This is a genomic window from Rubrivirga sp. (assembly GCF_965213695.1).
In the GTDB taxonomy this organism is placed as follows: Bacteria; Bacteroidota; Rhodothermia; order Rhodothermales; family Rubricoccaceae; genus Rubrivirga.
The window spans coordinates 2,157,619-2,182,947 of sequence record NZ_OZ243912.1; the positions used below are offsets into that span (position 1 = coordinate 2,157,619).

Consider the following 25,329-nt stretch of genomic DNA (forward strand, 5'->3'; position numbering starts at 1 on the left):
ATCCGCTGGAGTGGAGGATCGCCGGTGCCGCACCGTCGAAACCCGTATTGTTCGGCAAGCCCCCTCTGTTGCTAGCTAGATCTGTGAAGCACGTACTGATCGTGGCCCCGCGGTTCGCGCCGTCCAACGCGGCCGACTCGCACCGCGTCCGCCAGAGCCTCCCGTACTACCGCGAGGCCGGGTGGGAGCCGGTCGTGCTGGCGGTCGAGCCGGACGAGGTCGCGGCCCCCCAGGACCCGCTCTTGCTCGACACACTCCCGTCCGACGTCGAGGTGGTCCGCGTCGGTGCCGTACCGCGGGCGATGACGCGCCGGCTCGGGTTCGGGAGCTTGGAGGCCCGGTCCCTCTACTCCCTCGCCAAGGCCGGCCGCCGGCTGCTCCGGGAGCGATCCTTCGACCTCGTCTTCTTCTCGACGACGGCCATGACGATCACGGCCCTCGGGCCCCATTGGGAGCGGACGTTCGACGTGCCCTTCGTGATCGACCTCCAGGACCCCTGGCTCAGCGACTATTACGACCGGGACGGAGCGCCTCCTCCACCTGGCGGGCCGCTGAAGTACGGGCTGATCCAGGCCGTCTCCCGGCGGTGCGAGCCCTACGTGCTGCGCCGGGCGGCTCACGCGATCACGGTGTCGCCGGCCTACCCCGAGACGCTGACCCAGCGGTACGGTGACCTCACCAGCGACCTCTTCACAGTCCTCCCGTTCGGGGCTCCCGAGCGCGACTTTGAGATCCTCCGCGAGTCGCGGACGGCGAACCCCATGTTCGACCCGGCCGACGGCCTTGAGCACTGGGCCTACGTCGGGCGCGCCGGCGGGGACATGGAGCTCGCGCTCGACGCCCTGTTCCGGGCGCTCGCGGAGGCGCGGCGGGCCGACCCCGACCGGTACGGCCGGCTGCGGCTCCACTTTGTCGGAACGTCCTACGCCGAGGGCGACCGGGCCGAGAAGACCGTCGAGCCCGTCGCGGTCCGACACGGGGTCGGCGACCTCGTCGACGAGCGGCCGCACCGGATCCCGTACTTCGAGGCCCTCCAGGTGCTCCTCGACGCCGACGCGCTCGTGGTGCCGGGCTCGGACGACCCCGGGTACACGGCGTCGAAGCTCTACCCGTACGTCTTGGCTCGGAGGCCGCTCTTGGCCGTGTTCCACGAGTCCAGCTCCGTCGTCGACGTGATCCGTCGCACCCGGGCGGGCGTCGCGGTGACGTTCACGAGCGGAGAGGCGCCCGCCGAGGTCGCGCGGCGCGTCGGGGACGCTTGGTTCTCGAAGCCGCTGCCCGATGTCGAGACGGACTGGGAGGAGTTTGGCCCGTACACGGCTCGGTCCCTGGCCCATCGGCAGGCCGTCGTGTTCGACAAGGTCGTTTCCCATCGACATGGCTAAGGTGTACCTCACGTCTACCGTGCCGAACGCTCGGGGAGGGTCCTTTCGGAAGCTCGAGGCGCTGGCGGGCCTGGATCGGTTCAACGTCCACTCCCTCGTGGACGACCCCGAGCGAGCGGATCTGATCCTGTTCGCGGAGACGGCGTGGGGGAACGAGCTCCAGTGGAGGGCGCGTCGGCACCCACTCGTCAAGCGGTACCGCGAGAAGACGTTCGTCCACTCGGAACTGGACAGCGCCGTGCCGTATCTGCCAGGGGTGTACACCTCCGTTCCGAAGCGGTGGTACCGGTCCGATCGGGTCCGGACCGGGTCGTACCTCGTCATGTACTCGAACCCCGCCATCTCGCTCGCTCCGCCGGGCCACGAGACCCGGTGGCTGTTCTCGTTCGTCGGGGACTCAAGGACGCACGCCCTTCGCCGGCGAATCTTCGCACTGGCTCACCCGCGGGCTCTCCTTGAGGACACGTCGGTGAAGTCAACGGCGCGAAGTGAGGGCGGGGCTAAGATGGAAGAGTTCCAGTCCTCCTACTCCGAGAGCATCCAGGACAGCTTGTTCGTCCTGTGTCCGTCCGGCGTGAGCCCCTCTACGGTGCGGCTCTTCGAGGTGATGAAGACCGGCCGAGTCCCCGTCATCCTCTCCGACGAGTGGGTCCCCCCGGAGGGACCGGACTGGGCGTCGTTCAGCGTCCGCGTTTCGGAGTCAGAACTGGGAACCATCCCCGCCCTGCTGGAACGCCTTGAGGGCAGCGCCGGCGACATGGGGAAGAAGGCTCGGAGAGCGTGGGAGGAGTGGTTCTCCGACGCCGTCGCCTTTCACAGGACGATCGAGTGGTGCAGGAGCATCGCTGAGTCCAGGAGGCGTCCAGAGTCCGTGTTGAGATGGACGGCCTTCGAAGCGTTCCGGGAGACCGACTACCTGTTGAACGGGTGTCGTCACGTCCGCGACGGTGTCAAGTCGTGGGTCCGATCTCGCCCCACCCGCCAACGGTCGTGATGAATCGCCTCGCAATCGTGTCGACGCACCCGATCCAGTACTACGCCCCGCTGTTCCGGAGGCTGGCGGAGCGCGGGATCGTCGACGTCCACGTGTTCTACGGGTGGAGGGGGGCGGTCGAGGCCATCCCGGACCGGGGGTTCGGGGCGACCTTCGCGTGGGACGTCCCGCTCCTCGACGGCTACCCCCACACGTTCGTCGAGAACGTGTCGGACGATCCCGGAACGCATCACGCGGCGGGCATCGACGCTCCGGGCATGGTGGGCGCGGTCCGCGCCTGGCGCCCGGACGCCGTCCTCGTGTTTGGATGGAACTACCGGGCTCACCAGCAGGTGATGCGCGCGTTCCATGGCGAGGTACCGGTCCTGTTCCGAGGAGACTCCACGCTGGTCGACGAGCGACCGGGACTGAAGGGATGGCCCCGACGGCTCGCACGCCGCGCGTTTCTCCGGTGGACCTACCGCCGGGTCGACCACGCGGTCTACGTCGGCACCCACAACAAGGAGTACTTCCGAGCCCACGGGCTTCGAGAGGACCAGCTCACGTGGGCACCGCACTCGGTCGACAACGACCGGTTCGCCGACAATGGGGAAGACGCCGTCGAGTGGCGCCGGTCGCTGAGAATCCGCGACGACGAGCGAACGGTCGTCTTCGTCGGGAAGCTCGAGCCCAAGAAGGCCCCCGACATTCTATTGGATGCGTTCCTGATGCTGAATGACCCGTCGGCTCACCTCCTGTTTTGCGGGACGGGCCCCCTCGAACGCGACCTTCTCGACCGCTCCAGTGGACACGGCAATGTCCACTTCCTGGGATTCCAAAACCAGTCGCGGATGCCGGCCGTCTACCGGCTCGGGGATGTCGTGGCGCTGCCGTCGAGGGGTCCGGGGGAGACGTGGGGGTTGGCGGTGAACGAAGCGATGGCCTCGGGCCGGGCGGTCGTCGTCAGCGATCGAGTCGGATGTGCCCCAGACCTCGTGACCCCCGAGAACGGTGGCGTGGTCCTTGCAGACGATCCCGGGGCTCTCGCCTCCGCCCTCCGACGCGCGCTCGCCTCTGGGGTCGCTGAACGGATGGGGGAGCGGTCCCGTGCGGTCATCCGGGACTGGTCATTCGACGAGACGGCCTCTGGGATCGAACGGGCCGTTCGCCGAAGTCTCGCCCACCGGTGACGCGCCGCCCGTTTTCTCTCCGACTAGTCGCTCCGCTATGAACGGGAAAATTCCCCCTGGTCCCTCGACGCCCCCCACAAGCGCTCTTCACGCCGGCGCGCCCTCGACGGGCGCTCGCTCGGCCTCCGAGGCGGCCACCTCGGGGTTCGTCTTCGTTCTGCTCTATCTTCCGTTCGGCCTCGCGTGGGCGCTCAGTGTAGTGCCCACGCTGTCCTACCTCGTCGCCTGGGCGGGATCCATCTGGATTCTCGTCCTGACAATCTCAGGGACGGTCAAGCCGCTCCCGTCTGATCGGTCAACGTTTGATCAGGTCATGCGACCTATTATCCTGACACAGATCATATTTGTATTCTATAATTTTGTAACATCTATATTCATGTTTATTGATATACATGGATATTATTACTTCAGCAAGGTGTCGATGATGCCTGTCTCCGAATCTTTGATCCAGCTGACGGCTGAGGCCCAACGGTACTACGTCCTCGCCCACGCTGGGGTCGCAACCGGGATGCTACTGTTCATGGACTACCGGAAGGGAGGGGAGTGGGTGGTCCGCCCCATGAGAAACCCCGTGACGTTTCTGCTCCTCCTCTCGGGGGGCGGCTTCGCAACCGCGGCTTTCTTGGGTGGCGGCCTCAGTCAGATCGCGGAACGGGCGTCCCAAGTCGGGCTCGTCGCCTCCGTACTCGCTCTGTCCCTGGCGATTCCGACTCGGCAGACTGGGCTCCTACTCGTCTCCGGGACCGTCTACGGTCTGAATATGATGGATGCGTTTCTAAGTGGGTTCAAGGAGAACGTGCTCGTCATGTTGATGCTAGCTGCCATCTTTATGTATCCGCACGCGAAGAAAACGGTGACAGTTATGGGGCCCTTGATTCTTATAGGAGCGTTGATCATTCTGCCTACATTCGCTAACGTATTCAGGTCGCAGAACTGGTACGGAACCGCAAGTAAAGAGGAAGCTGCCACAACCGCTCTCGAAACCATCCAGAGCGGTGAACAGGACATGTGGGCGACCAACTGGGACTTTCTCACCGGACGGATCTCGGAAATCGGCCTCTTCACCCGATACCTGGCGTCGCTCCACACGACGGGGCAGCACTACGGGACGGCGATCCTCAGTCAGACGGCGTCCAGTATAATCCCGCGTACGTTCTGGCCTGACAAGCCGGTCACGGAGCGAGTCGTGATGGAGAGGGTGTATGACAACGGCATCGTATCGCGCGCCTCCGACGTGTCCGCGAAACCCCAGTACGTCGTCGATGGGTACCTGTCGTTTGGGGGGTGGGGTGTGCTCCTTGCGGGGCTTGTGTTCGGCATAGTGGCCGGAACTGCATCGCAGGTCTGCGAGAGGTTCTTTGGCGGGTATTTCTGGGGAACAGGACTCGTATATACGTCCTTCTTCGTAGTTCTATGGAAGGGAAATGCGTTCGAATATTTTTTCAACACTCTGATTTGGGGTTTCGTCCTCCTGATCCCCCTTTTCTATTTGGCCCGGTCGACCGGTATACTGATTCGCCGTGACACCGCCGCCACGTCTGCGCCGACAGCGGACGTCGCCGCCGGGCGAATGCGGGCGTTTTGGGCTCCCCAGTAACGATGCCCGGAGGCCACCATGCTGCTCCGGTCGCGGTCGTCCACACGACGGACTCACTCGGCACGCACCAGGGGGGGCCGCCGCGCACGATCTCCGCCCTCGCCACGGGCCTGGGGCACCTCGGCGCTCGCGTTCGTGTCGTCGCGTTTGGAGACGGCGCGGACGTCATCACCCCGGACCCCCAGCATGCAGAGGTGGAGTTTGTCCCTCGAGGCCGGGCGAGGGCTGAGAGGTTCCAAGACGCCACGCTTGCGGGCGGCCCGATGGTCGTCCACGACCACGGCCTCTGGCTCGCGTCCAACCGCGCGTCGGCGGCGGCGGCCACCCGTGGGGGTCTTCCACGCGTCGTCTCCACCCGAGGGATGCTCGAGCCGTGGGCCCGGCGTCACCACCGGTGGAGGAAGAGCGCGGCGTGGCACGGGTTCCAGAGGCGCCACCTCCAGCGGGCCTCCGTGCTCCACGCCACGGCCGACGCCGAGGCCGACGCCCTCCGCGAGATCGGCCTCTCCTCTCCGATCGCCGTGATCCCGAACGGGGTCGCGCTCCCCGACGCCACGGCGCCTCATTCCGGCGGGCGTCGCAGGACCCTCTTCCTGTCGCGGGTCCACCCCAAGAAGGGGCTGCCCCTGCTCTTGGATGCCTGGGCGGAGGTCAAGCCGGAGGGGTGGGAGCTCGTGATCGCGGGGCCGGACGAGGGGGGGCATCGGGCCGAGCTGGAGACGCAGGTTACTCGGCTGGGCCTGGACGGCGTCGAGTTCTCCGGAGCGGTCCCCGACGACGAGAAGTGGGCACTGTACCGGTCTGCCGACCTGTTCGTCTTGCCGACGTACAGCGAGAACTTCGGCGTCGTCGTCGCGGAGGCGCTCGCCTCGGGGCTCCCCGTGCTGACGACGACCGGGGCCCCGTGGGCGGAGGTCGAGTCTCACGGGTGTGGCTGGTGGGTTGAGCCTACGCCGCGCCCAGTTAGGGATGCCCTCTCGGACGCGGTGTCGCGGACGGACGCGGAGCGCCGAGCAATGGGCCTCCGGGGCCGGTCGCTCGTCGCGTCCCGCTACGACTGGGACGCAATCGCCGCCCAGATGCTCGAAGTCTACGAGTGGGCCCTCGGCCGGAGGCCCACCCCCCCGAGCACCTTGCGCCATTAGTGACTACCCCAGTTCGCGATACCTAGTCATCCGGATCGATCCCCAGGACATTCAAGGCGAGTAAACTGCTATGCGCCATACTGTGGCAGGGCCGGTGACTGCACCCCCCCAAGCTCCGGGCCTCCCGGAGGCCTCTGCTCACACTCCCTGGATCTCCCCCCGTGTCGGACTCATCTCTCGCCCTCCCGGTTGAGCAACGAGCTGTGGGCCTGGTTCAGGCCTCCGAGGCCGGTTTGCCTGCCGTCGACGTGAGATCAGAGGAGGCCCTGGACATCGCGTCGAACCGTTCAGCGCGCAAGTACACGCGACGGGAGATGGCGCTCCGCGTGCTGTGGATCCCCGGGCAATACCTCCTCCGGTGGAGCCCTCGGCCCGCGTTTGGGTGGCGGCGGTTCGTCCTCCGCCTGTTCGGGGCCCGAGTCGGCGAGCACGCCCACGTCCACAACTCGACCCGGGTCACCATGCCTTGGAACTTGGTCCTCGGCGAGTGGGCAGGCGTCGGTGAGGACGTCCTGATCTACAACCTCGGTCCCGTCGACATCGGCCCGCGGGCCACGGTGTCCCACCGCGCCCACCTGTGCGCAGGCACCCACGACTACCGCCAGCCGGACCTCCCGCTCCTGAAGCCAGCCGTTCACGTGGGCGCTCAGGCGTGGGTCTGCGCCGACGCCTTTGTCGGTCCCGGCGTGACGGTGGGGGAGGGGGCCGTCGTCGGTGGGGCCGCCGTCGTGACCCGGGACGTCCCGGCCTGGACCATCGTGGCCGGCAACCCCGCCCGTCACATCAAAGACCGCATCCTAGACACGAATGTCCGCTCACACCGCTAGCATCGAGGCCCCGCTGGGCCTGAAGGTCTTCCCTCGCCCGAGGGATCCCCAGGAGGTCGGCGCCGACCGTCGCCCGCGGCCCGAGCGCGTCGACGTCGCGCCCACAGCGCTGGGCCACGGCGACGTCCCCGTCACCGTCCTGGTGGCGGCGAAGAACGAGGAGGTCAACCTGCCTCGTTGCCTGTCCGCGCTCACCCCCGCCGCTCGCGTCGTCGTGCTCGACTCCCGCAGCACGGACGCGACGGTGGCCCAGGCCGCGTCGTATGGGGCGGAGGTGGTCCAGTTCGACTACAAGGGCTCGTACCCGAAGAAGCGACAGTGGGCGCTCGAAACGCTCGACCTCCAGACGGAGTGGGTCTTCCTCCTCGACGCCGACGAGGTGGTCCCGGAGGCGTTGTGGGACGAGATCCGGGCCGTCACGTCGGACCCCCGGGCCTCCGACGGCTACCTCGTCACCAAGGGGTTCCACTTCCTCGGCCGCGCGTTCACGTTCGGGGGCTTCTCGTTCGACGCGCTCCTGCTTTTCCGGACCGGCAAGGCCCGGTTCGAGCACCTCGTCGACGACCCCGCGTCCGCCCTCGACATGGAAGTCCACGAGCGGGTCATCGTCGACGGGACCGTCAAGTCCCTCAAGACGCCGCTCGTCCATGAGGACTTTAAAGGGCTCGAGGCCTATATCCGGCGTCACAACCAGTACTCGACGTGGGAGGCCAGGCTCCGCCACTCGTATCTGAACGGCGGGTCCTACGGCACCCAGAGCGTCCAGGCCCGCCTGTTCGGGAACGCCCAGGAGCGCCGGCGCTTCCTGAAGAAGGTCGCCATCCGGACTCCGTTCGAGCCCCTGCTGTGGTTCCTCTACCACTTCATCCTCCGGGGGGGATTCCTGGAGGGGCGTGCCGGTCTGATCGCGAGCCAGATCCGAGCCAGCTACATCTCTCAGGTCCGGGCCAAGATGTACGAGCTGGGGATGGACGCCCAGGCGGAGCCGGGCGGCGCCACGTCTCGCCCTGGGCCGACGCCGATCACATGGTCGCGATCGACGCCGGCGGTCAGAGCTCGGCCGGCGTAGGTCAGTCTGGGAAGACGACGTCGGAGGGAATCGGCCGGACGGCCGCCTGCCAAGTGATGCTCACCGAGGAGGTCCCCGAGAACGTGAGCCGGAGCACCGGCTTGTCTTCGTCCCCGACGTTCGTCCACCCCGTAAAGCGGCTGGCGCTAGCGCCGCCGACGGTCACGTACGAGGCGTCGAGCGGCTCCCACAAGAGGTTGACGGGGACGTCGACGTAACGCCCGTTTGGTCCGTTCGAGAGGGGAGCAGAGGTCAACGCCCCCTCGTCCTCCGACGTCCGGCCGTTCGACGAGTTCGTGACGCCCTGGAGGTACTGGATGTCCTTGAGAGCGCTCGACCCATACCGCCACCGGTCGAACGACACGTCGCGCCAGAACACGCGGTACCTGGCGGCGGCGTCCATAGAGAAGTGCTCCACCTTCAAGGGGTAATCGACGTTGATGAAGTCCATATCGGAGAGGAACACGTCAGCGCCTGCTCCGGGCTCGCTCATCCAGATGCCTAGAGGGCGCTTTGCACGCTGTTGCCCTTCGGCTTGGAACACGAACACGCCATCAGGGGACTGGGTCCTCACTTGGTACACGGCACCCCATTCGTTCCCGCCAGTGTTATCCGGGACGCTAAGCCCCGTCACTCGAACATTTCCGGCGTACGACGTGTTGATCTGGGAGACGCCTCCCCCCTGAATTTGTGCGTTCTCGAGAACGAACGATGACGTTGGGGTCGCGCTGTTGCCTCTAGAGTTGACGAGCGTGACGTAGCGATTCGACTCGCCTGGCTCTCCTAGAAGTACTGTGACGTCTCGAACAATTTTGGGCCCTCTGTGATACCCAATAAGATTTCGAGTAGGGATGGCATTATCTGATGCGTTTCTGAGATCAATTGTTACACCTTCGATAAGTATGTCCTCTCCAAAGAAATGGTGGGCTTCATTGGGTGTAAAAAAGACGGATGGATCTGGAGCAGTATTGCGATGCTCGAGAAGGCCAAGAATTTCTGGATCAAGTCGAGGATATGGATTTGTAACGATATCTCTAAATACAACATTCTTATAGTGGCCTTGGTATTGCTCTACAGGCGCCTTCCAAGAAAATCCATAAATCTCAATACCATTTATGAATGTTCCGGGTCCAGTTGGTACACCATACATAATATGATTGCGTGCGCTATTTCCAAGTAGTATATCTTTGCTATTGCCAAAGTGACATCTGTCACTGGACAGCAAAATGTTGCCACCAAAGTCATGAATATGAGTGTTGATCAGGGCGGAGTTAGATTCGAGCGGAACGTCTCTCGTATTATGAGATGCTACAAATCCATTCCAGTGAGCCGTATTCTGGAGAAGCTCGTCGACCATGCTGAACCCCTCGTACGTCGAGATCCCAGCTGCTGATCTGTACTGGTTATCAAAGACGTAGTCGTTCTCTTCAAGATTCCCGTCGATCTCTACGTCAACGATCCGGTCACTGACCGACTTCCTCCCGTGGCGGAGCACCACCATGGGAGATCCCAGCACGTCCCTCTCCGACAGAGGAGAAGAGAAGGCGTCGTCGGTCTCGTCCCGAACGGCCCAGTAGTGCCACGGGGCCCCCTCTTTCACGCGGAGCCCCTGGCCGTCGCGGACGCCGTCCTGCTCGCCTTTCAGCACAGTACGCTCTTGCGTCTCGATGACACCGGCGTAGTGGTACATCCCACGCAGCACCACATAGTGCTCGGTATCGGTGGCCACCGCCTTGGTCTCGGCCGACTCGAGTGCCCACGAGATGGCGTCGGTCGCGTCGTCGCCGTCGGGCCGAGCTCCCCACCACTCCGGGCGGACGTAGGCGGTCGTCGTCTGCTGCTCGAGCGTGACCGGCTCGATGATGCGCTCGAGGCGGAGGTCGGAGGTGCTGAACCGGTATTCGATGGTGTGGTCAAAGCTGTTGTTTCCGTCGTACTTCCTTGCGAAGCTCCTCATCGGGGAGTTGATCTCGACTCGGCCGTTCGCCGGATCGAAAATTTTCTCTCCAGCCTTTTCGCCTCCGTGGCCGTGGAGTTGGAAGGCGTCGTAGCACCCGTCGCCGCTCGTGGTGGTCGGGTCGGTGGGCGCCCCGGCGGTGCTGTGGCAGAGCCGGAACGACTCCCACTGGATCGATGAGCCGTAGAGCGTGACGTTGAACGCGGTCGCGTACGGCTCGCCCGCTTGCGTGTGCTCGGTCGGGACGAAGCACGTGCCGCCGTCGGGGACGCACCCGGACTCCGTGACGCGCAAGACGCCCTGGCCCCCGTCGTCCTCGGCGCGGAACCCGCGGACGGTCACCTCCTGGCCGGGCGCGAGCCCAGTCAATGCGATCGCCTCGGCGATGGTGGCCACCTCCATCGACGGGGACGGCGCGGCCGACGGGTAGAGGAGGGTGCTCGCCTCGGAGAGACGGACCTTGTACCCTCGGCCCGGGTCGAGGGTCGTGAGGGCTGGTCCGCCCGACGTGGTCGGGTAGGCCCGGCCGGACCCGTCCTCGACCCGTTCGAGGGCTCCCTCAAGCGAGACCAGCGCGTCCTCGACCTCCGCAGGCGCCTCCAGGAAGTACGGGATCCAGTTCCACCCCGCCTCCAGCTCGACCGGGGCCTCCGGTGCGATCAGGGCCCCAGACACGGTGATCGTGAACGCCCCCCGCGCCTGGACGAGCAGGGACTGGCCCCACTCCCAGGCCGTCAGGTTCTCGATCCCGTACGACGGGGCGAACACCGCACCTCGCGAGTCCTTGATCAGGACGATGTCGTCGGCGTTGGCGTGGAAGATGGCGTCGAGGGACGGGTCGTCGGGGTAGACGCGGAGGGAGACGAGGTTGGGCCCCTCGACGAACGAGACCTCCTGAGTGGCCGGAGGGCCGGTCACGGGGCCGGTCGCCGGCGGGGCCTGTGCGGAGGCCGCGCTGGCGAGGCAGATGGCGACGAGGGCCAACGTGGCGACGAGCGAGAGAAGCGGGCGCATGCGGGTGGGGGGGACGGTCGGCATGAGGAGTTCGGACCGGCGAGGCATCAGCCACGTCGGCTCCTCTCTTAAATGGGTCGTACGGGCCGATAAGCGTGAAGCTCTTACGCTCATCGACCCGACCTGCCAGGGCGTACGGGGCGGCGGCTCGGCAAAGTCTTACTTTGAGACGGCGACGGAGAGGTCCGCCGCGTCACCCACGATCAGGTCTCCCACCACAAGATGACCCCCTCGCGTTTTCTGTCCGCTCTGCGGAATGTACCCCGGCCGTTCCGAATCCTGCCAGCGAAGGGGGCCGTCTTCGTCGCGGCTCTGCTGTTGGCCCCGCTCGCACACGCCCAGCGCGCGACGAGCACCGAGTGGTTCCCGCTCGATGTCGGGACCAGTTGGGTGTACCGGTCTCTAAATGGGACGACCCTCCACCGGCAGGTCCTCCCAGACCCCGCGGGGATCCCCGAGCGCGCGCTGGTAAAGGACGTGTTCGCGGACGCCGGCGGCGGCCTCCTCAGCTCCCGGGAGTTCGTGGTCCGAGTCCGGGAGTCGACGGGGATGTGGTTCACGCTCCGACGCGACGACCCGTCGTCGCGCCTGAGTCCGTGCCCGATCCCGCGGAGGATCCTCCCGACGGCGTCTTGCCTAGGGGAGGAGAGCCGCCGGAAGACGCTGGAAGGGGACGGCCCGGTCCTCGTGGGGACGGAGCTCCTCGACCGGGAGACCCTGACCTACGTGTCCGAAACGGGCTTTGGCATCGCTGTGTACGCCCGGGGGATCGGCCCCGTCCTGTTCAATGAGGGGACCAGCGTGTACGTCCTCGACTCCTTCGAGGAAGGCGGGTCCTTCCAGGAGCTGGTCGGCCCCGCGAACGCGGAGACCGTTCAGGGCGTGTCGGTGTGGCCCACCCCCACGGCGGGGCCGGTCACGCTCCAGTACTCCACGGAGGCCGACGGCCCGCTGTTCGCCGACGTGTTCGACGCCCTCGGGCGGCGGATCATGGACGTCGAGTTGCCCCCCGGCCCGGGGACCCAGACGGTCCGGCTCGACCTCCCCCGTGGGTCCGGCGCGGTGATCGTGCGCGTGCGCTCGGAGACCGAGACGATCGGGACCGCCCGCACGGTCCAGGTGCGCTGAGCGGGGGGCGTTTCCTCCGGGAATGATCCTCCTGTCGACCTCGCCTCCGGCCTCTGGAGCGGTCGCCGCGAGGAGGCGCTTCGCAACGGAGCCGACGTCCTCAACGCTAAGACGGCCGGTCTCTCGTGGAGACCGGCCGTCTTGGGTACGCCCGAGAGGATTCGAACCTCTGACCTTTGGTACCGGAAACCAACGCTCTATCCAACTGAGCTACGGGCGCGGCGCAGCCCCAAGATACGGCGGCCCCCCGGGCAGGCAAGCCCCTCCGCCTCGCCAAGAGCCTGTGAACCGCACGCCGGACGGCCCGCGCCCCTTCGCCCGGCCCTGGCCGTGAGTTGCCGACCTGTTCACGGTGCCCAAGGCCACAATCCCCTAGTCTAGAGGGCTTCGCCTCCCGACGCCCGTGCCCGTCCGCATCGCCTCCGTCGACCCCGGGTCGCCGGCCGAGACCCTCGGCTGGGCGCCGGGCGACCAGATCCTCGCCGTCAACGGCGAGCCGGTCGAGGACGAGCTCGACTTCCGGTTCAAGACGGCCGAGGAGACGCTGGCGCTGAAGGTCCGGAAGGGCGGGACGCTCGTTGAGGAGACCGTCGAGCGGAAGGACGGCACCACGCTGGGCGTCGAGCTCGAAGAGTTCCGGATCAAGACCTGCGGCGACGACTGCGTCTTTTGCTTCGTTGACCAGAACCCGGTCGGGCTCCGGGACACGCTGTACTTCCGCGACGGCGACTTCCGGATGTCGTTCCTCTACGGCAACTACATCACGGTCACCAACCTGCGCGACCGCGACCTGGAGCGGATCGTCGAGCAGCGGCTGAGCCCGCTCTACGTCTCGGTCCACTGCACCGACGACGACGTCCGCGCCGAGATGATGGGGCACCGGACGCTCCGCGACCGCCAGGCCGAGAAGCTCCGCTACCTCGCCGACCACGGCATCGAGCTCCACGCCCAGATCGTCCTCGTGCCCGGGTTCAACGACGGCGGCCAGCTCGTCAAGACGATCCTCGACCTGTACGACTTGCGGGAGCAGCTGTACTCGGTCAGCGTCGTGCCGGTCGGGCTGACCGAGCACCGGAAGGCGCTCGCGTCGCTCCGCCCCGTCTCGCCGTCCGAGGCCCGCCAGCTCGCGCGCCAGGTGGCCCGGTGGCAGCGGTCCTTCCGCGCCGAGATCGGCCGCGGCTTCGTCTACCTCTCCGACGAGGTCTACCTCTTGGCCGGCCTCGACTTCCCCGACGAGGCCGACTACGACGGGTACCCGCTGATGGAGAACGGGGTCGGGATGAGCCGCGATTTTTTGGACGAGCTGGCGTTCCAGGCCGAGGACTTCCCCGACGCCCTGCCCGAGCCGCGGCGCGTCACGCTGGTTTCGGGCGCCCTGACGGCCCCACTCCTGGACACCCGCGTCCGCCCGCTGCTGGAGCGCGTGGACGGGCTCGACATCGACGTCGTGACGTGCCGGAACCGGCTGTTCGGCGACGTGGTGACGGTGAGCGGGCTGCTCAACTTCAAGAGCTTCGTCGCCGAACTGGCGCCTCGGGCGGAGGCCGGGACGTTGGGCGACTTGGTGGTCTTGCCGCCGGACTGCGTCAACTTCGAGGGGCTGTTCCTCGACAACCGGCCCGGCCAGATGACGCCCGACGACCTGAGCCGCGCGCTCGGCGGGGTCGAGGTGGTCGTGTTCGACGGCGACTGGGGCGGCTTGGTCGAGCGGCTGGCGGAGCCGGTCACGGCCTGACCCCGCGTACGCGGTGAATCCCGGCACGGCTTCGGCCCGTTGAGGGCGCTCGCTCCGAACCCGTCGTGACCGACCCCTCGCTCCAGCCCGCCCCTCCGTCCCTGGCCGACCTCGCGGCCGAGGCGTCCGCCCCTCCGGCCATCGTCGACGCCTGGCCGGAGGCCACGCCGAGCCGGCTGACCGGGTGGCTCGAACGGAACCAGTTCCACCCGATCCTGGCGGCGTTCTTCGTGTTCGTCGCCGCGTTCCTGCTGTTCCAACTCGTCGTCGCCCCAATCGTGCTGGCGGTCGGCGTGGCGTGGGACGTGATCCGGGAGGGCGGGGGAGAGGCGCCTGACATGTCCGCGATCCTGGAGCAGCTGACGACGAACGGCCGGCTGATGATGACGGCCAACACCGTCGGCCAGGTCGTCGGGTTCGGGCTGTTCGCGCTCGTCGTGGCCCGGCTCCACACGCCCGACGCCCGCTCGTTCTTGCGGATCCGCCGGCCGGACGGGCCGGCGCTCGGGCTGGCAGCGCTCGGGTGGGCCACGATCTACCCGGCCGTGATCTGGACCGGCCAACTCAACGAGCGCGTCCCGATGCCCGACTGGCTCCGCCAACTCGAGCAGCAGCAGGTGGACCTGTTGGAGGGGCTGCTGCTCGGCGGCGAGCTGTCGACGGTGTTCCTCTTCGTGGCGCTCGCCATCACGCCGGCGATCTGCGAGGAGCTCCTGTTCCGGGGCTACCTCCAGCGTCAGGTCGAGCGGAGCTGGGGGACGGTCGCCAGCATCGTCGTCGTCGGCGTGCTGTTCGGGCTGTACCACCTGCGGCTGAGCCAGGCCGTCCCGCTGTCGCTGCTCGGCATCTACCTCGGCTTCGTCGTCTGGGCGACGGGGAGCCTGTGGGCCGGCGTGCTCGTGCACCTGCTGAACAACGGGTTCGCGGTGATGGCCACGGCTTACGCCCGCACCTCGCCCGACCTCGACCTCGAGTCCATCGAAGCGGTGGGGGTGCCGTGGTATGTTGGGCTCCTCGGCCTGGTGCTGACGGCCGTGGTGGCCCGGGCCCTCGTCGCGCGGCGCCAGTCGGTCGTCGGCCTGACGCCGGACTCGCAGCCGGTCCGAGCCGCGCTCCCATCTCCGACCCTCTCCTCGCCCATCCCATGAAAGAGCCCGCCAGCACCCCCCACGACGACACGCCCGACGCCCGCGCCCAGCGCACCTACGAGGGCTGGATCTCGGTCTTCGAGTGCTCGACCGACTTCGAGGCCGACCTCGTCCGCGACCGCCTCGACGAGGAGGGGATCGCCGCCGTCGTCCTGACGCAGCGGGACCACTCGTTCAACCTGACCGTCGGCGACCTCGCGCCGGTCCACGTCATGGTCAAGCCGGAGGACGAGACCGAGGCCCGGGGCATCCTGGACCGCGCGCCGCTCTCGGACGCCGAGCTCGAGGAGGCCGCCATGTCCGCCGACGTCATGGCCCCGGACGCGCACGACCCGGTCTCGGAGGCCCGCCTCGACTCGGGCATCGACGAGATCAGCCTCGACGTCCCCGACGACGACGAGGACGTCTAGGTGTCGAACTTTGCCCAGCGCGTTCTGACCGGGCTGGTCGGCGCCGCGCTCGTCGTGGGCGCCGTCTGGGTCGGCGGCTGGGTGTTCGCCGTGCTCATCGCTGGGGTGGCCGGAGCGGCTCAGTTCGAGCTGTACCGCCTGGTCAAGGCCGGGGGCGCGGACCCGCTCGTCCCGCTCGGGCTCGGGCTCGGGGCCGTGGCGACGCTGTGGCCCTTGGTCCCAGGCGCGGGCCTGGCGCTCGGGGCGGGCCTCGTCGCCGTGCTCGTCGGCGTCCTCTACCTCCGTCGGGCGACGCCGCTCGCCGACGCCGCCGGCACCGCGTTCGGCATCCTGTACCCGTGCCTGTTGGCGAGCAGCCTGCTCGTCTTGCGGTTCGCCGACGCCCCCACCTGGAGCGACCCCGATCGGTTCTGGATCACGACGGCCGTCCTCTTCAGCGTCTGGGGCGCCGACTCGTTCGCCTACCTCGCCGGCCGGGCCTTCGGGAGGACGCCCCTCTTCGAGCGCGTTTCCCCGAAGAAGACCTGGGAGGGGGCCGCCGGCGGCGCGCTCGGCGCGTTCGCCCTCGTGGCCGTATTCAAGCTGACCGTGCTCGGGCAGGCCATCTCGTGGCTCGACGTCGCGGTGATCGCGCTCGCGAGCGGCGTGCTCGGGCCGTTCGGCGACTTGGCCGAGAGCTTGTTCAAGCGGTCCGTCGGCGTCAAGGACTCGGCAACGTGGCTGCCGGGCCACGGCGGGCTGCTCGACCGGATCGACGCGACGCTCGTTGCCGTCCCCGTCATCGTGATCTACCTCGAGCTGGCGCACGGCCTGCTGTAGCGGTCGTGCCGTCACCTCGGGCGCTGCCGGGCTGGCTCGAGCTCGTCGCAGGGATGACCTCGCCATCGACCCCGAGATCGGTAGGGACACCATGCATGGTGTCCCCACGACTCACGTGAGGAGGGGGTGAAGCCTGGACGGGATGCCGCAGTGCGGAAACTCACGTTGCCGCACCGCGTCATAACCTCCGACACCGCCCCCCGCCATGCCCCGACTCATCAAACGCTACGGGAGCCGCAAGCTCTACGACACGGCCGAGAGCCGCTACGTCAGCCTCGACGAGGTCGCCGGGTTCGTCCGCGACGGCGACGAGGTCGAGGTGCTCGACAACAAGTCGGGCCGGGACGTGACGGCGACGATCCTGACCCAGATCATCTCGGAGGAGGGCCGGAACGGGCGGAGCCTGCTCTCGGCCCACTTCCTCCACGACCTCTTGCGCGTCGGCGAGCGCGCGCTGAAGGCCGGCGAGCGGGCCGTCGAGACGAGCCTGACCCAGGCCCGCCGCGGCGTCGACGACCTGGCCACTCGGGCCGTCGACCGGATCCGCCCCGGCGGGCTCGTCGGCGAGGTCCGCGACGAGATGGACCGGCTCCGCGCCCGCCTCGACGGCCTCGAACGCTCGCTCGCCGACCTCGACGACGAGACCTCTTCCACCGACTAGTCCCCCCGTCCGGCGCCCGCCGGACCCACCCCCCAACGACCATGGCTACCAAGACTGCCACCAAGACCCAGGACCTCCGCAAGGAGATCAAGAAGACGGCCGACGACGCCGTCACCACGGCCAAGACGACCGTCGAGTCCGTCCAGCGCGACCTGACCGACGCCGCCGGCGACGTCCAGGACGCCGTCCAGAAGGTGTTCCTCGCCGGACTGGGCGCGCTCGCGCTCGCCGAGGAGGAGGGCTCGAAGGCGTTCAAGAGGCTCGTCAAGAAGGGCGAGAAGGTCGAGCTCCCTGGGCTCGGCATGGACCGCGTCCGGTCCATCCGCCAGCAGATCGACAGCGAGACCGAGAGGGCGACCGACGCTGTCAAGGGCCGCGTCGAGGACGCGAAGTACGTCGCCGGTGAGACGGCCGACAAGGCCGAGACCCAGCTCAGCGAGACCGTCTCCGCCGTCATGAAGCGGCTGGGCGTCCCCACGCGCGACGAGATCTCGGAGCTGACGGCCAGCGTCGAGCGGCTCACGACCCACATCGAGCGGCTCAAGGAGGAGCGGACCCACTCGACCGAGCTCACGATGGAGGCCGTCGGCGGCGGCTGGTACGAGGTCCGGCTCGGCGACGTCGTCGTGGAGAAGGTCCAGGGCAAGGAGGAGGCCGAGAAGGTGCTCGTCCGCGTCCAGGAGCAGCGCGCGTAACGTCCCCCCGGACGGCCGCCCGCGGGCGGGTGCGGACCCCCCGTGCCCGCCCGCGGCGTGTCCGGCCCCCATCCGGCCCTCGCCATGCAACTCGCTGACCACCACCGGACCGGCTACGTCGGCCTCGCGCTCGCGGGCGGCGGGCCGGAGGGCGCCATCTACGAGATCGGCGTCCTGCGCGCGCTCGACGACGCGCTCGACGGGCTCGACCTCAACGACGTCCGGGTCACGGTCGGCGTGTCGGCGGGCGCGTTCGTGGGGGCCTCGCTGGCGAACGGCGTCACGACGGCCCAGATGGTCCGGTCCGTCGTGGGCGAGGAGCCGGGCGAGCACCCGTTCCGGCCCGAGATGTTCATGTCGCCGGCGTTCGGCGAGTACGCCCGGCGCGGGCTCCGGCTTCCGGGCCTCATCTACAGCGCGCTCAGGACGGTCGTGACCGAGCCGGAGGCGTCGAGCGGCCTGGTGTCGGAGCTGATCGGCCAGCTCAGCCGGGCCCTGCCGGTCGGCGTGTTCGACAACGCGCCGCTGCGGAACTACCTCGCGACCCTGTTCGAGGTGGAGGGCCGGACCGACGACTTCCGCCGGCTCCGCAACCCGCTCTACGTCGTCGCGACGGACCTCGACTCGAGCGAGACCGTCGTGTTCGGCGGCGAGCACGCGGACCACGTCCCGATCTCGCTGGCGGTCCAGGCCTCGACGGCGCTGCCCGGGCTGTACCCGCCGGTCGAGATCGAGGGGCGCCACTACGTCGACGGCGTCCTCAACAAGACGGTCCACGCCTCGGTCGCCTTCGAGCACGGCGCGGGCCTGGTGATCTGCGTCAACCCCATCGTCCCCGTCGACACGGCCCACGCCGTCGCCGACGGGGCCATGCGGCGGGGCCGGCTCACCGACCGCGGGATGCCGGGCGTGATGAGCCAGACGTTCCGGACGTTGATCCACAGCCGGATGGGGACGGGCATGGCCTCGTACCGCGACCGCTACGCCGGCGCCGACCTCGTCCTGTTCGAGCCGCGCCGCGACGACTACCGGATGTTCTTCACGAACGTGTTCTCGTTCGCCTCGCGCAAGGAGGTCGTCGAGCACGCCTACCGCTCGACGCTGGAGCAGCTCCGCGACCGGGCCGCCGAGGTCGGGCCGGTGTTGGAGCGGCACGGGCTCCGTCTGCGCACGTCGGTCCTGGCACGCGAGCGGTTCGACGTGTGGGAGAGCGTCGGGCTGTCCGGCGAGCGCGCCATCCTGCCCTCGACCGAGACCACGCGCGACCTGCGCGACGCGCTGGCGGACCTGGGCGACCTGCTCGGCTAGACGCCGCCGAGCCGGAGGTGGTCAACCACACGTCGGACGCCGGGCGTGCGCGTGACCACGGCCAGCACGTCCTCCCGGACGGCGGCGGACGCCAGCGTCCCGTACAGCGACACGGCCCCGTCGTGGACGTAGACCGTGAGGCCCCGGACGTCGGCCCCGGCCGCGCCGATGCCGTCGTGGAGCCGCCGCGCCAGCGACTGGTCGGTCGTCGTCTTGGCTCGTGCTGCCTGGTGGCGGTCGACGAGCGCGCGGAGGGCGGGGGGGAGGCCGGAGCCGAGGACCTGGGCGCTGACGGGCACGAGCGTGGGGGGAGGTGCCCTCCCGTCGCGCAATCGACGTGCCAGCGCGGCCGACCCCCCGCGAGGCGGCCCGACGGCGGTGACCCGCCCGCTGCCCGCTCCGTTCTGAAATGGGCCACTCCCTTAAAACCGCTGGCCGAAGCCGCCCGTCCGCACGGTCGAGTTGGGGACGTCGAGCCGCAAGAAGTCGCGCAAGAACCCGCTCTTGACGTAGAGCGAGACCGAGAACGACTTCGTGATCCCGATGGGCTGCCAGTCGACCGACATCTCCCAGCAGTGGAGGTCGCGCCGCAACCCCAACCGCGTCGTCGTGATCTCGAGCGATGTCAGGTCGACGCCGGAGCTCCCGGTGAGCGACCAGTTCGGCGTGAGCCGCGCGTTGAACTGCTGGACGCCGAGGGTCGCCAGCGTCCGGCCGTCGCCGGAGGCCGTTGCCGCGGTCCGGCTCAGCGTGAGCCCGAGCGCGACCGACCACGGCGCGGCGTAGTCGAGATAGCCGACCGTCGCGCTCCGGGGGACGACCGAGCCCGGGTCGTACGGGTCGCCCAGGACCGGCGCGCCCCGGACCGGGCGGACGTCGCTCGCGTCGGCCCGCCGGCCCGACTGGAAGCTCCGGCTGACCTGCAAGCTCGCGTTCGTCAGCCGGAGCGGCCGGCCGGTCGTCTCGAAGTACGTCACCGGCGACGCCGTGACGAGCGTGTCGACGGCGTAGGCCGAAAAACTCGCGCCGCCGCTCGCGTTGACGCCGAACGCCGTCGTCGTGAACCGGGCGCTGACGGGGCGGAACGGCTCGCGCTCGGCCGCGAAGTTGTAGCCGCCCGTCAGGCTCAGCGACAGCAACTGCCGCGTCTGCCGCGTCTCCTCGCCCGTCGAGTCCGTCCGGACGGTCCGCCCGACGAAGGCGTTCTGGACGGAAAAAGAGAGCGACCGCGTCGGGTCGGTCGGGATCGACGGGTTGATGGCGTAACGCCGGGTCCGGCCCGTCGAGTCGACCTGGACCTCGTCGACGAAGCCGAGCCGGGCGTAGTCGGGCTCGAACGAGAGCGAGGCCTGGGGCGTGATCGTGTGGCGGATCCCGTCGAGCGCGCCGATCCGGATCGGGAACGTCCCGAACAGCTCGGTCGCGACCGACGCGCTGGCGACGAACCGCCGGAACGGCGTGAACCCGGGCTCGCGCGTCGGCACGGCCCGCTTCAGCACCGGGTCGTAGGTCTGGACGAGGGTCTCGTCGGTCCAGGTCTCGGTGTAGCTCAGGTTTGGCCCGAACGTCAGGTTGAAGCGCGGGACCGAGAACGCCGCGCTGATCGGGACGGACTGGGTCACGAGGTAGTCGAACCGTCGCGGGTCGCAGTCGGGGGCGTCCTCCGCGCACGTCGCCTGGCGGAAGGCGCTTGGGCGGAAGAGGGCGTCGAGCGCCGAGATGCCCGTCGAGTCGCTGATTGGCTGGAAGGCGAAGGCGTTCTGGGCGTTCGCCGTGTAGCTCAGGCTGATCTTCTCGTACCACCGGTCGTCGCGCCCGCGGCGGAACGGGAACAGCCGCTGCTGCGAGAACGCGAGCTGGGGCAACGTCGCCGTCGTCCGGTTGCCCGCGAAGTCCTGGAACGCCTGGGCCGAGAGGCTCAGCGACCGGCCGACGCTCGGCCACTGCTGGTTGTACTGGACCGACGACGTGGTCGAGGCCTGGATCTGATCGCTCACGTTGTCCGACACGAGCCGCTGGCTCACCGACTGCAAGTTGACGCTGGCCGTCAGCCGCTGGCCGGCGGGGAACGTCTGGTTGTGGCTCCACCGGAGCCCGAGCGGCGTCCGCGGCGCGAAGTCGGGGTCGGTCGGCTCGCCCGAGCGGATCCGCCCGACCTGGACGGCCACGTTGCCCGAGTAGGCGTAGCGGCGGTTGTAGCGGAGCTGGCCGTCGAGCTGGAACGAGGCCTGCGTCCCGACGCGGCCCGAGACCTGGGCGTCGAGGTACTCGCTGAGGGCCCAGTACCACCCGACGTCGTCGAGGTAGAGCCCGTAGACCGAGTCGCGGCCGTAGCGGAACGGGAGCGGCCCGCTCCGCCGGCCCTCGGCCGCCGGGAAGTAGCCGAACGGCAGGACGAGGGGCATCGGGATGCCGAGCAGCTTGAGCCGGACCGGGCCCGTGTAGACCCGCTCGCCGTCGACGATCTTCATCCGCCCGGCCTCGACGGCGTAGTGCGGGTGGTCGAGCTCGCACGTCGTGTAGGCCGCGCTCTGGGCGAACACGACGTGGGCGTCCTGCTGCTTCAGGATGCCGCCCAAGAGGTAGCCGTCCTCGATCTGGGTCCGCGCGCCGGTCACGCGGCCCCGGCCGGTCCGCAGGTTGTAGACGACCTCGCGGCCCGAGAACTGGCCCTCCTCGCCCTGGTACTGCGGCACGCCCGTCGCGCCCGAGTCCGTCGGCACGCCGGACGCGCGGAGCAGCTCGCGCGCCGTCTCGTAGTCGACGCGGCCGGCCGAGATCTGGGCCCCCTCGTACTCGGTCTGGACGTTGCCGAACAGCGACACCACGTCGCCCGGCCCGTCGTCGGCCGGGGCCCCGCGCGGCGCCAGCGTGACGCGGAGCGAGTCGGTCGCCGTGTAGCGGACGGCCCGGTCGAGCCCGCCCTCGGCCGGCGCCGCGCGCGGAACGGGCAGCGAGATCGGGGCCGCGTCCGCGGTGTCGGGCCGGGCCGCGAGCGCGTCGAGCGCCACGGGCGGGGGGCTCGCGACCGAGTCCGCCCGAGCGGAGTCCGGCGGTGCGTCCTGCGCCCGCGCCGACACGGCGAGCCCGAGGGCGAGGACGGCGAGCACGAGGCGGGGCATCCGTCCCGAACGCCGTTCGGGGCCGGATCGTGCGCGCGTCACCCGGCCGGGCGGTGGTCGTCCCGGTGGTCGTCGAGGTGCTCGAACACCAGCCGCGCCGCGCCCAGCATGGCCACGTCGTTGCCTCGTGTCTCCTGGACGATCTCGATGCCGTCGCACATCGATGGGATCACGCACCGGCCCATCGCCCGGCGCGCCGGGTCCAGCAGCAGGTCGCCCGCCTGCGACACCCCGCCGCCGACGACGATCTTTCGGATGTCGAGCAGGTTGACGACGGACCCGAGCAACACGCCCAGCTTGTGGCCGGCCCACGCGAGTACCTCGATGGCCGCCGGGTCGCCCGCCAGCGCCGCCGCGTGGACGTGCTGCGGCGTCACATCCCGGAGGTCGTGGCCGCCCGTCTCGTGGAGGCCCGTGTCCCGGGCCAGCAGCTGGTACCGCGCGTGGCGCGAGAGGAACCGCTGGCCGAGGTACGCCTCGATGGCGCCGGCCACGCCCGCCCGGTCGTACGGCCCTTCGTAGTCGATCGACATGTGGCCGATCTCGCCGGCCGCGCCCGTCGTCCCCCGGAACAGCCGGTTCTCGACGACGATGGCCCCGCCGACGCCGGTCCCCAGTGTGACCATGACGAACGAGTCGAACGGCTGGCCCGACCCGTAGAACGCCGAGCCGAGCGCGGCGGCGTTCGCGTCGTTCTCGGCGATGACCGGCCCGGCCACGTCGATGCCGGCGGCGCGGAGCCGGGGCCCGAGCGCGTCGGCGAGGTGGACCGTTTCCCAGCCGGGCACGTTGGGCGGCTTCGTGACCGTCGACCGGTCGAGCGAGACCACGCCCGGCGCCCCGACGCCGATGCCCTCGACGTGGCCGTGCGCCTCGAACCCCTGGACGACGCGCGCGACGCCCTCGACGATCCGGTCGAGCACGCGCTCCGGCCCGCTCTCGGCCTCCGTCGGCAGCACGGCCTGGCGGACGATCCCCTCGGCCCGCTCCACGAGCGCCACCTTCAGGTTCGTCCCGCCGAGGTCGACCCCGACCGCGTGTTCGGTCTCGGCACGGGCCATCTACTCGCCGGCCTCGACGCGGTAGACCCGCTCGCCCGGCCGCCGCATCCCGTACTCCTCCCGGGCCACCTCCTCCAGGAGCGCGTCGTCGAGCCCGGCGTCGAGCTGGGCCGCGAGCGCGCGGTTGTCGGCCGCGAGCTGCTCGTTCTCGGCCGTCAGCCGGTCGAGCTCGTGGGCGTAGCTCGCGCGGCGGTACACGCTGTGGCTGTCGAAAAAGGCGACCCACAGGCCGAGCCCGATGAGGCCCAGCAGCAGCGCGTTGCGACGGAGACGCTTGGTCATGGCGGCGAGGGGGGACGCCGGAAGGTAGCGCAGGGGAGGCGTGAGGCGTAGGCGATGGGCCGGTCTCTCCGCCGGGGTCTTGCAACGTGTCCTCCTGAGCGGAGCGGAGGATCTCAGCTCGGACCGTCGAGCCCAGAACGGACGACGTCGAGGGTGGAGAGTCCGGTGCTGAGATCCCCCGCCTTCGCGGGGGCAGGCTCTTCGCTGGCGCTCAGGATGACAACGGGGGAGGGCATCAGCCCCAATCCGCGGCCGAAAGAGATCCCCAGAGATCCCCGCGTCGTGTGTCTACTACCAGATTGCGGAGTTCTTGTACCCCTGCTCGCTTCACCTCGGCTTCCCTTGCGAGGTCCCCTCTCCCTGTGGGAGAGGGACAGGGTGAGGGGAGCGATGTCGCAAGCGGAGCGCCAACCTCCAGAGCTGGTACGACCTCACGGCTCATCGCTCACCGCTCGCGGCTCAGAACCGGAACGCCTCCATGCCGGGGTAGACCGCCGAGTCGCCCAGGAGCTCCTCGATCCGGAGCAGTTGGTTGTACTTGGCGAGCCGGTCGCTCCGCGAGGCCGAGCCCGTCTTGATCTGGCCGCACCCGCAGGCGACGGCGAGGTCGGCGATGGTCGTGTCCTCGGTCTCGCCCGAGCGGTGGCTCATCACGCTCGCGTAGGCGTAGCGGTGGGCCAGCTCGACGGCCTCGAGCGTCTCGGTCAGCGTCCCGATCTGGTTCGGCTTGATCAGGATGGCGTTGGCCGTGTCCTCGTCGATCCCCCGTTGGAGCCGCGTCGTGTTGGTCACGAACAGGTCGTCGCCGACGAGTTGGATCTGCTCGCCGACGCGCTCGGTCAGCGCGGCCCAGCCGTCCCAGTCGTTCTCGTCCATCGCGTCCTCGATCGAGATGATCGGGTACTCGTCGACCCAGCCGGCCCAGAACTCGACCATCTCCTCCGACGACAGCCGGCGGTCGGGGTCCGACTTGTAGAACACGTACTCCCCCCCGCCGTCGCCGGCGGGCTCGAACATCTCGGACGCCGCCGGGTCGAGCGCGATGTAGAGGTCGCGGCCTGCCTCGTAGCCCGCGTTGTCGATGGCCTCCAGGATGACCTCGATGGCCTCCTCGTTGCTCTTGAGGTCCGGCGCGAACCCGCCCTCGTCGCCGACGGCCGTCGAGTACCCCTTCTTCTTGAGCACCCGGGCGAGGTGGTGGAACGTCTCGACGCCCATCCGCAGGCCCTCCGAGAAGCTCTCGGCCCCGACCGGCATCACCATGAACTCCTGCAAGTCCACCGAGTTGTCGGCGTGCCGGCCGCCGTTGATGATGTTCATCATGGGGACGGGCAGGCGCCGGGCGTTGGCCCCGCCGACGTAGGCGTAGAGCGGGAGCCCGGCCACCACGGCGCCGGCGCGGGCTGCCGCCAGCGACACGCCGAGCAAGGCGTTGGCCCCCATCTTCGACTTGTTGTCGGTCCCGTCGATCTCCAGGAGCGCCGCGTCGAGGCCGGGCTGGTCGAGCACGTCGAGCCCGGTGACCTCGCCCGCGATGGTCTCGTTCACGTTCTCGACGGCCTTCAGGACGCCCTTGCCGAGGTACACGTCGTCGTCGCCGTCGCGGAGCTCGACGGCCTCGTACTCGCCGGTCGAGGCGCCCGAGGGGACGGCGGCGCGGCCCACGGCCCCGTCGTCGGTGATCACGTCGACCTCGACGGTGGGGTTGCCCCGGCTGTCGAGGATCTGGCGGGCGTGGACGGAGACGATGACGGACATGGCGGGGCGGGGAGAGGGTGGCCGAAGATACCGGCGTCTCTCGCC

At 69.0% G+C, this 25,329-nt stretch carries 21 protein-coding genes and 1 tRNA gene; 15 read left to right on the plus strand and 7 right to left on the minus strand.

From position 1 onward, the window contains the following. Positions 1-83 precede the first annotated feature (83 nt). From ACOOHE_RS09400 to ACOOHE_RS09430, 7 genes are all read left to right on the plus strand, one after another. A complete protein-coding gene (locus tag ACOOHE_RS09400) occupies positions 84-1,385 on the plus strand; it encodes a glycosyltransferase (RefSeq protein ID WP_420457542.1) in 1,302 nt (433 codons plus the stop codon). Then, on the plus strand, positions 1,378-2,379 hold the full coding sequence (locus ACOOHE_RS09405; protein ID WP_420457543.1) for an exostosin domain-containing protein: 1,002 nt from the start codon (positions 1,378-1,380) through the stop codon (positions 2,377-2,379). The genes ACOOHE_RS09400 and ACOOHE_RS09405 overlap by 8 nt, the downstream gene beginning before the upstream one ends. A gap of 17 nt (positions 2,380-2,396) precedes the next feature. Next, positions 2,397-3,548: a glycosyltransferase family 4 protein gene (locus tag ACOOHE_RS09410; RefSeq protein ID WP_420457544.1), complete on the plus strand. Its 1,152-nt coding sequence runs from the start codon at positions 2,397-2,399 to the stop codon at positions 3,546-3,548. A 37-nt stretch (positions 3,549-3,585) separates the two neighbouring features. Further along, a complete protein-coding gene (locus tag ACOOHE_RS09415) occupies positions 3,586-5,145 on the plus strand; it encodes an exosortase Y-associated Wzy-like protein (protein WP_420457545.1) in 1,560 nt (519 codons plus the stop codon). 2 nt (positions 5,146-5,147) lie between these two features. Beyond that, entirely contained in the window at positions 5,148-6,290 is a 1,143-nt protein-coding gene (locus tag ACOOHE_RS09420; RefSeq protein ID WP_420457546.1) for a glycosyltransferase, read from the plus strand. Positions 6,291-6,604: 314 nt separating this feature from the next. Beyond that, entirely contained in the window at positions 6,605-7,117 is a 513-nt protein-coding gene (locus ACOOHE_RS09425) for a putative colanic acid biosynthesis acetyltransferase (RefSeq protein WP_420457547.1), read from the plus strand. Next, entirely contained in the window at positions 7,098-8,186 is a 1,089-nt protein-coding gene (locus tag ACOOHE_RS09430) for a glycosyltransferase family 2 protein (RefSeq protein WP_420457548.1), read from the plus strand. Before ACOOHE_RS09425 ends, ACOOHE_RS09430 begins: the two co-directional genes overlap by 20 nt. Position 8,187: 1 nt before the next feature. Here the strand turns inward: ACOOHE_RS09430 and ACOOHE_RS09435 are convergent, their stop codons facing one another. Next, complete coding sequence (locus ACOOHE_RS09435) at positions 8,188-11,157, minus strand: hypothetical protein (protein ID WP_420457549.1); 2,970 nt, start codon at positions 11,155-11,157, stop codon at positions 8,188-8,190. A 222-nt stretch (positions 11,158-11,379) separates the two neighbouring features. Here ACOOHE_RS09435 and ACOOHE_RS09440 point away from each other — a divergent pair, with 222 nt between their 5' ends. Then, positions 11,380-12,285, plus strand: coding sequence for a hypothetical protein (locus tag ACOOHE_RS09440; protein ID WP_420457550.1), 906 nt, complete (start codon positions 11,380-11,382; stop codon positions 12,283-12,285). Between the two features lie 146 nt (positions 12,286-12,431). On the opposite strand, the gene ACOOHE_RS09445 is transcribed toward ACOOHE_RS09440, so the two are convergent. Further along, a tRNA-Arg gene (locus tag ACOOHE_RS09445) sits at positions 12,432-12,505 on the minus strand. A gap of 183 nt (positions 12,506-12,688) precedes the next feature. On the opposite strand from ACOOHE_RS09445, the gene ACOOHE_RS09450 reads away from it, so the two are divergent. The 7 genes from ACOOHE_RS09450 to ACOOHE_RS09480 all read left to right on the plus strand — a co-directional run bounded on the left by ACOOHE_RS09450 (position 12,689) and on the right by ACOOHE_RS09480 (position 19,061). Then, complete coding sequence (locus ACOOHE_RS09450) at positions 12,689-14,020, plus strand: DUF512 domain-containing protein (RefSeq protein WP_420457551.1); 1,332 nt, start codon at positions 12,689-12,691, stop codon at positions 14,018-14,020. 65 nt (positions 14,021-14,085) lie between these two features. Continuing rightward, positions 14,086-15,168 carry a type II CAAX prenyl endopeptidase Rce1 family protein gene (locus ACOOHE_RS09455; RefSeq protein WP_420457552.1) on the plus strand — a complete coding sequence of 361 codons (1,083 nt, stop codon included), beginning with the start codon at positions 14,086-14,088 and terminating at the stop codon, positions 15,166-15,168. After that, positions 15,165-15,578, plus strand: a complete 414-nt coding sequence (locus ACOOHE_RS09460; RefSeq protein ID WP_420457553.1) for a putative signal transducing protein — start codon at positions 15,165-15,167, stop codon at positions 15,576-15,578. Before ACOOHE_RS09455 ends, ACOOHE_RS09460 begins: the two co-directional genes overlap by 4 nt. Then, complete coding sequence (locus ACOOHE_RS09465; protein ID WP_420457554.1) at positions 15,579-16,397, plus strand: phosphatidate cytidylyltransferase; 819 nt, start codon at positions 15,579-15,581, stop codon at positions 16,395-16,397. It abuts the gene before it with no gap. 205 nt (positions 16,398-16,602) lie between these two features. Continuing rightward, positions 16,603-17,058: a polyhydroxyalkanoate synthesis regulator DNA-binding domain-containing protein gene (locus ACOOHE_RS09470; RefSeq protein ID WP_420457555.1), complete on the plus strand. Its 456-nt coding sequence runs from the start codon at positions 16,603-16,605 to the stop codon at positions 17,056-17,058. A gap of 41 nt (positions 17,059-17,099) precedes the next feature. Then, positions 17,100-17,753 carry a phasin family protein gene (locus ACOOHE_RS09475; protein ID WP_420457556.1) on the plus strand — a complete coding sequence of 218 codons (654 nt, stop codon included), beginning with the start codon at positions 17,100-17,102 and terminating at the stop codon, positions 17,751-17,753. A gap of 84 nt (positions 17,754-17,837) precedes the next feature. After that, complete coding sequence (locus ACOOHE_RS09480) at positions 17,838-19,061, plus strand: patatin-like phospholipase family protein (RefSeq protein WP_420457557.1); 1,224 nt, start codon at positions 17,838-17,840, stop codon at positions 19,059-19,061. On the opposite strand, the gene ACOOHE_RS09485 is transcribed toward ACOOHE_RS09480, so the two are convergent. The 5 genes from ACOOHE_RS09485 to eno form a co-directional block, all read right to left on the minus strand. Then, positions 19,058-19,360, minus strand: a complete 303-nt coding sequence (locus ACOOHE_RS09485) for a BON domain-containing protein (RefSeq protein WP_420457558.1) — start codon at positions 19,358-19,360, stop codon at positions 19,058-19,060. The two genes, ACOOHE_RS09480 and ACOOHE_RS09485, sit on opposite strands and share 4 nt — an antisense overlap. A 123-nt stretch (positions 19,361-19,483) precedes the next feature. Next, on the minus strand, positions 19,484-22,183 hold the full coding sequence (locus ACOOHE_RS09490) for a putative LPS assembly protein LptD (RefSeq protein ID WP_420457559.1): 2,700 nt from the start codon (positions 22,181-22,183) through the stop codon (positions 19,484-19,486). Positions 22,184-22,221: 38 nt separating this feature from the next. Continuing rightward, on the minus strand, positions 22,222-23,244 hold the full coding sequence (locus ACOOHE_RS09495) for an ROK family protein (protein WP_420457560.1): 1,023 nt from the start codon (positions 23,242-23,244) through the stop codon (positions 22,222-22,224). Beyond that, positions 23,245-23,526 carry an FtsB family cell division protein gene (locus ACOOHE_RS09500; protein WP_420457561.1) on the minus strand — a complete coding sequence of 94 codons (282 nt, stop codon included), beginning with the start codon at positions 23,524-23,526 and terminating at the stop codon, positions 23,245-23,247. Between the two features lie 459 nt (positions 23,527-23,985). Further along, entirely contained in the window at positions 23,986-25,284 is a 1,299-nt protein-coding gene (gene eno / locus ACOOHE_RS09505; RefSeq protein WP_420457562.1) for a phosphopyruvate hydratase, read from the minus strand. Between the last annotated feature and the right edge of the window lie 45 nt (positions 25,285-25,329).

Bases quoted from the DNA above. Each gene is read 5' to 3' on its own strand.
- ACOOHE_RS09440 (WP_420457550.1), top strand. From the start codon at position 11,380: ATGACCCCCTCGCGTTTTCTGTCCGCTCTGCGGAATGTACCCCGGCCG.
- ACOOHE_RS09495 (WP_420457560.1), bottom strand. From the start codon at position 23,244: ATGGCCCGTGCCGAGACCGAACACGCGGTCGGGGTCGACCTCGGCGGG.
- ACOOHE_RS09420 (WP_420457546.1), top strand. From the start codon at position 5,148: ATGCCCGGAGGCCACCATGCTGCTCCGGTCGCGGTCGTCCACACGACG.
- ACOOHE_RS09405 (WP_420457543.1), top strand. From the start codon at position 1,378: ATGGCTAAGGTGTACCTCACGTCTACCGTGCCGAACGCTCGGGGAGGG.
- ACOOHE_RS09490 (WP_420457559.1), bottom strand. From the start codon at position 22,183: ATGCCCCGCCTCGTGCTCGCCGTCCTCGCCCTCGGGCTCGCCGTGTCG.
- ACOOHE_RS09500 (WP_420457561.1), bottom strand. From the start codon at position 23,526: ATGACCAAGCGTCTCCGTCGCAACGCGCTGCTGCTGGGCCTCATCGGG.
- ACOOHE_RS09430 (WP_420457548.1), top strand. From the start codon at position 7,098: ATGTCCGCTCACACCGCTAGCATCGAGGCCCCGCTGGGCCTGAAGGTC.
- ACOOHE_RS09480 (WP_420457557.1), top strand. From the start codon at position 17,838: ATGCAACTCGCTGACCACCACCGGACCGGCTACGTCGGCCTCGCGCTC.
- ACOOHE_RS09475 (WP_420457556.1), top strand. From the start codon at position 17,100: ATGGCTACCAAGACTGCCACCAAGACCCAGGACCTCCGCAAGGAGATC.
- ACOOHE_RS09435 (WP_420457549.1), bottom strand. From the start codon at position 11,157: ATGCGCCCGCTTCTCTCGCTCGTCGCCACGTTGGCCCTCGTCGCCATC.
- eno (WP_420457562.1), bottom strand. From the start codon at position 25,284: ATGTCCGTCATCGTCTCCGTCCACGCCCGCCAGATCCTCGACAGCCGG.
- ACOOHE_RS09470 (WP_420457555.1), top strand. From the start codon at position 16,603: ATGCCCCGACTCATCAAACGCTACGGGAGCCGCAAGCTCTACGACACG.
- ACOOHE_RS09425 (WP_420457547.1), top strand. From the start codon at position 6,605: ATGGCGCTCCGCGTGCTGTGGATCCCCGGGCAATACCTCCTCCGGTGG.
- ACOOHE_RS09415 (WP_420457545.1), top strand. From the start codon at position 3,586: ATGAACGGGAAAATTCCCCCTGGTCCCTCGACGCCCCCCACAAGCGCT.
- ACOOHE_RS09460 (WP_420457553.1), top strand. From the start codon at position 15,165: ATGAAAGAGCCCGCCAGCACCCCCCACGACGACACGCCCGACGCCCGC.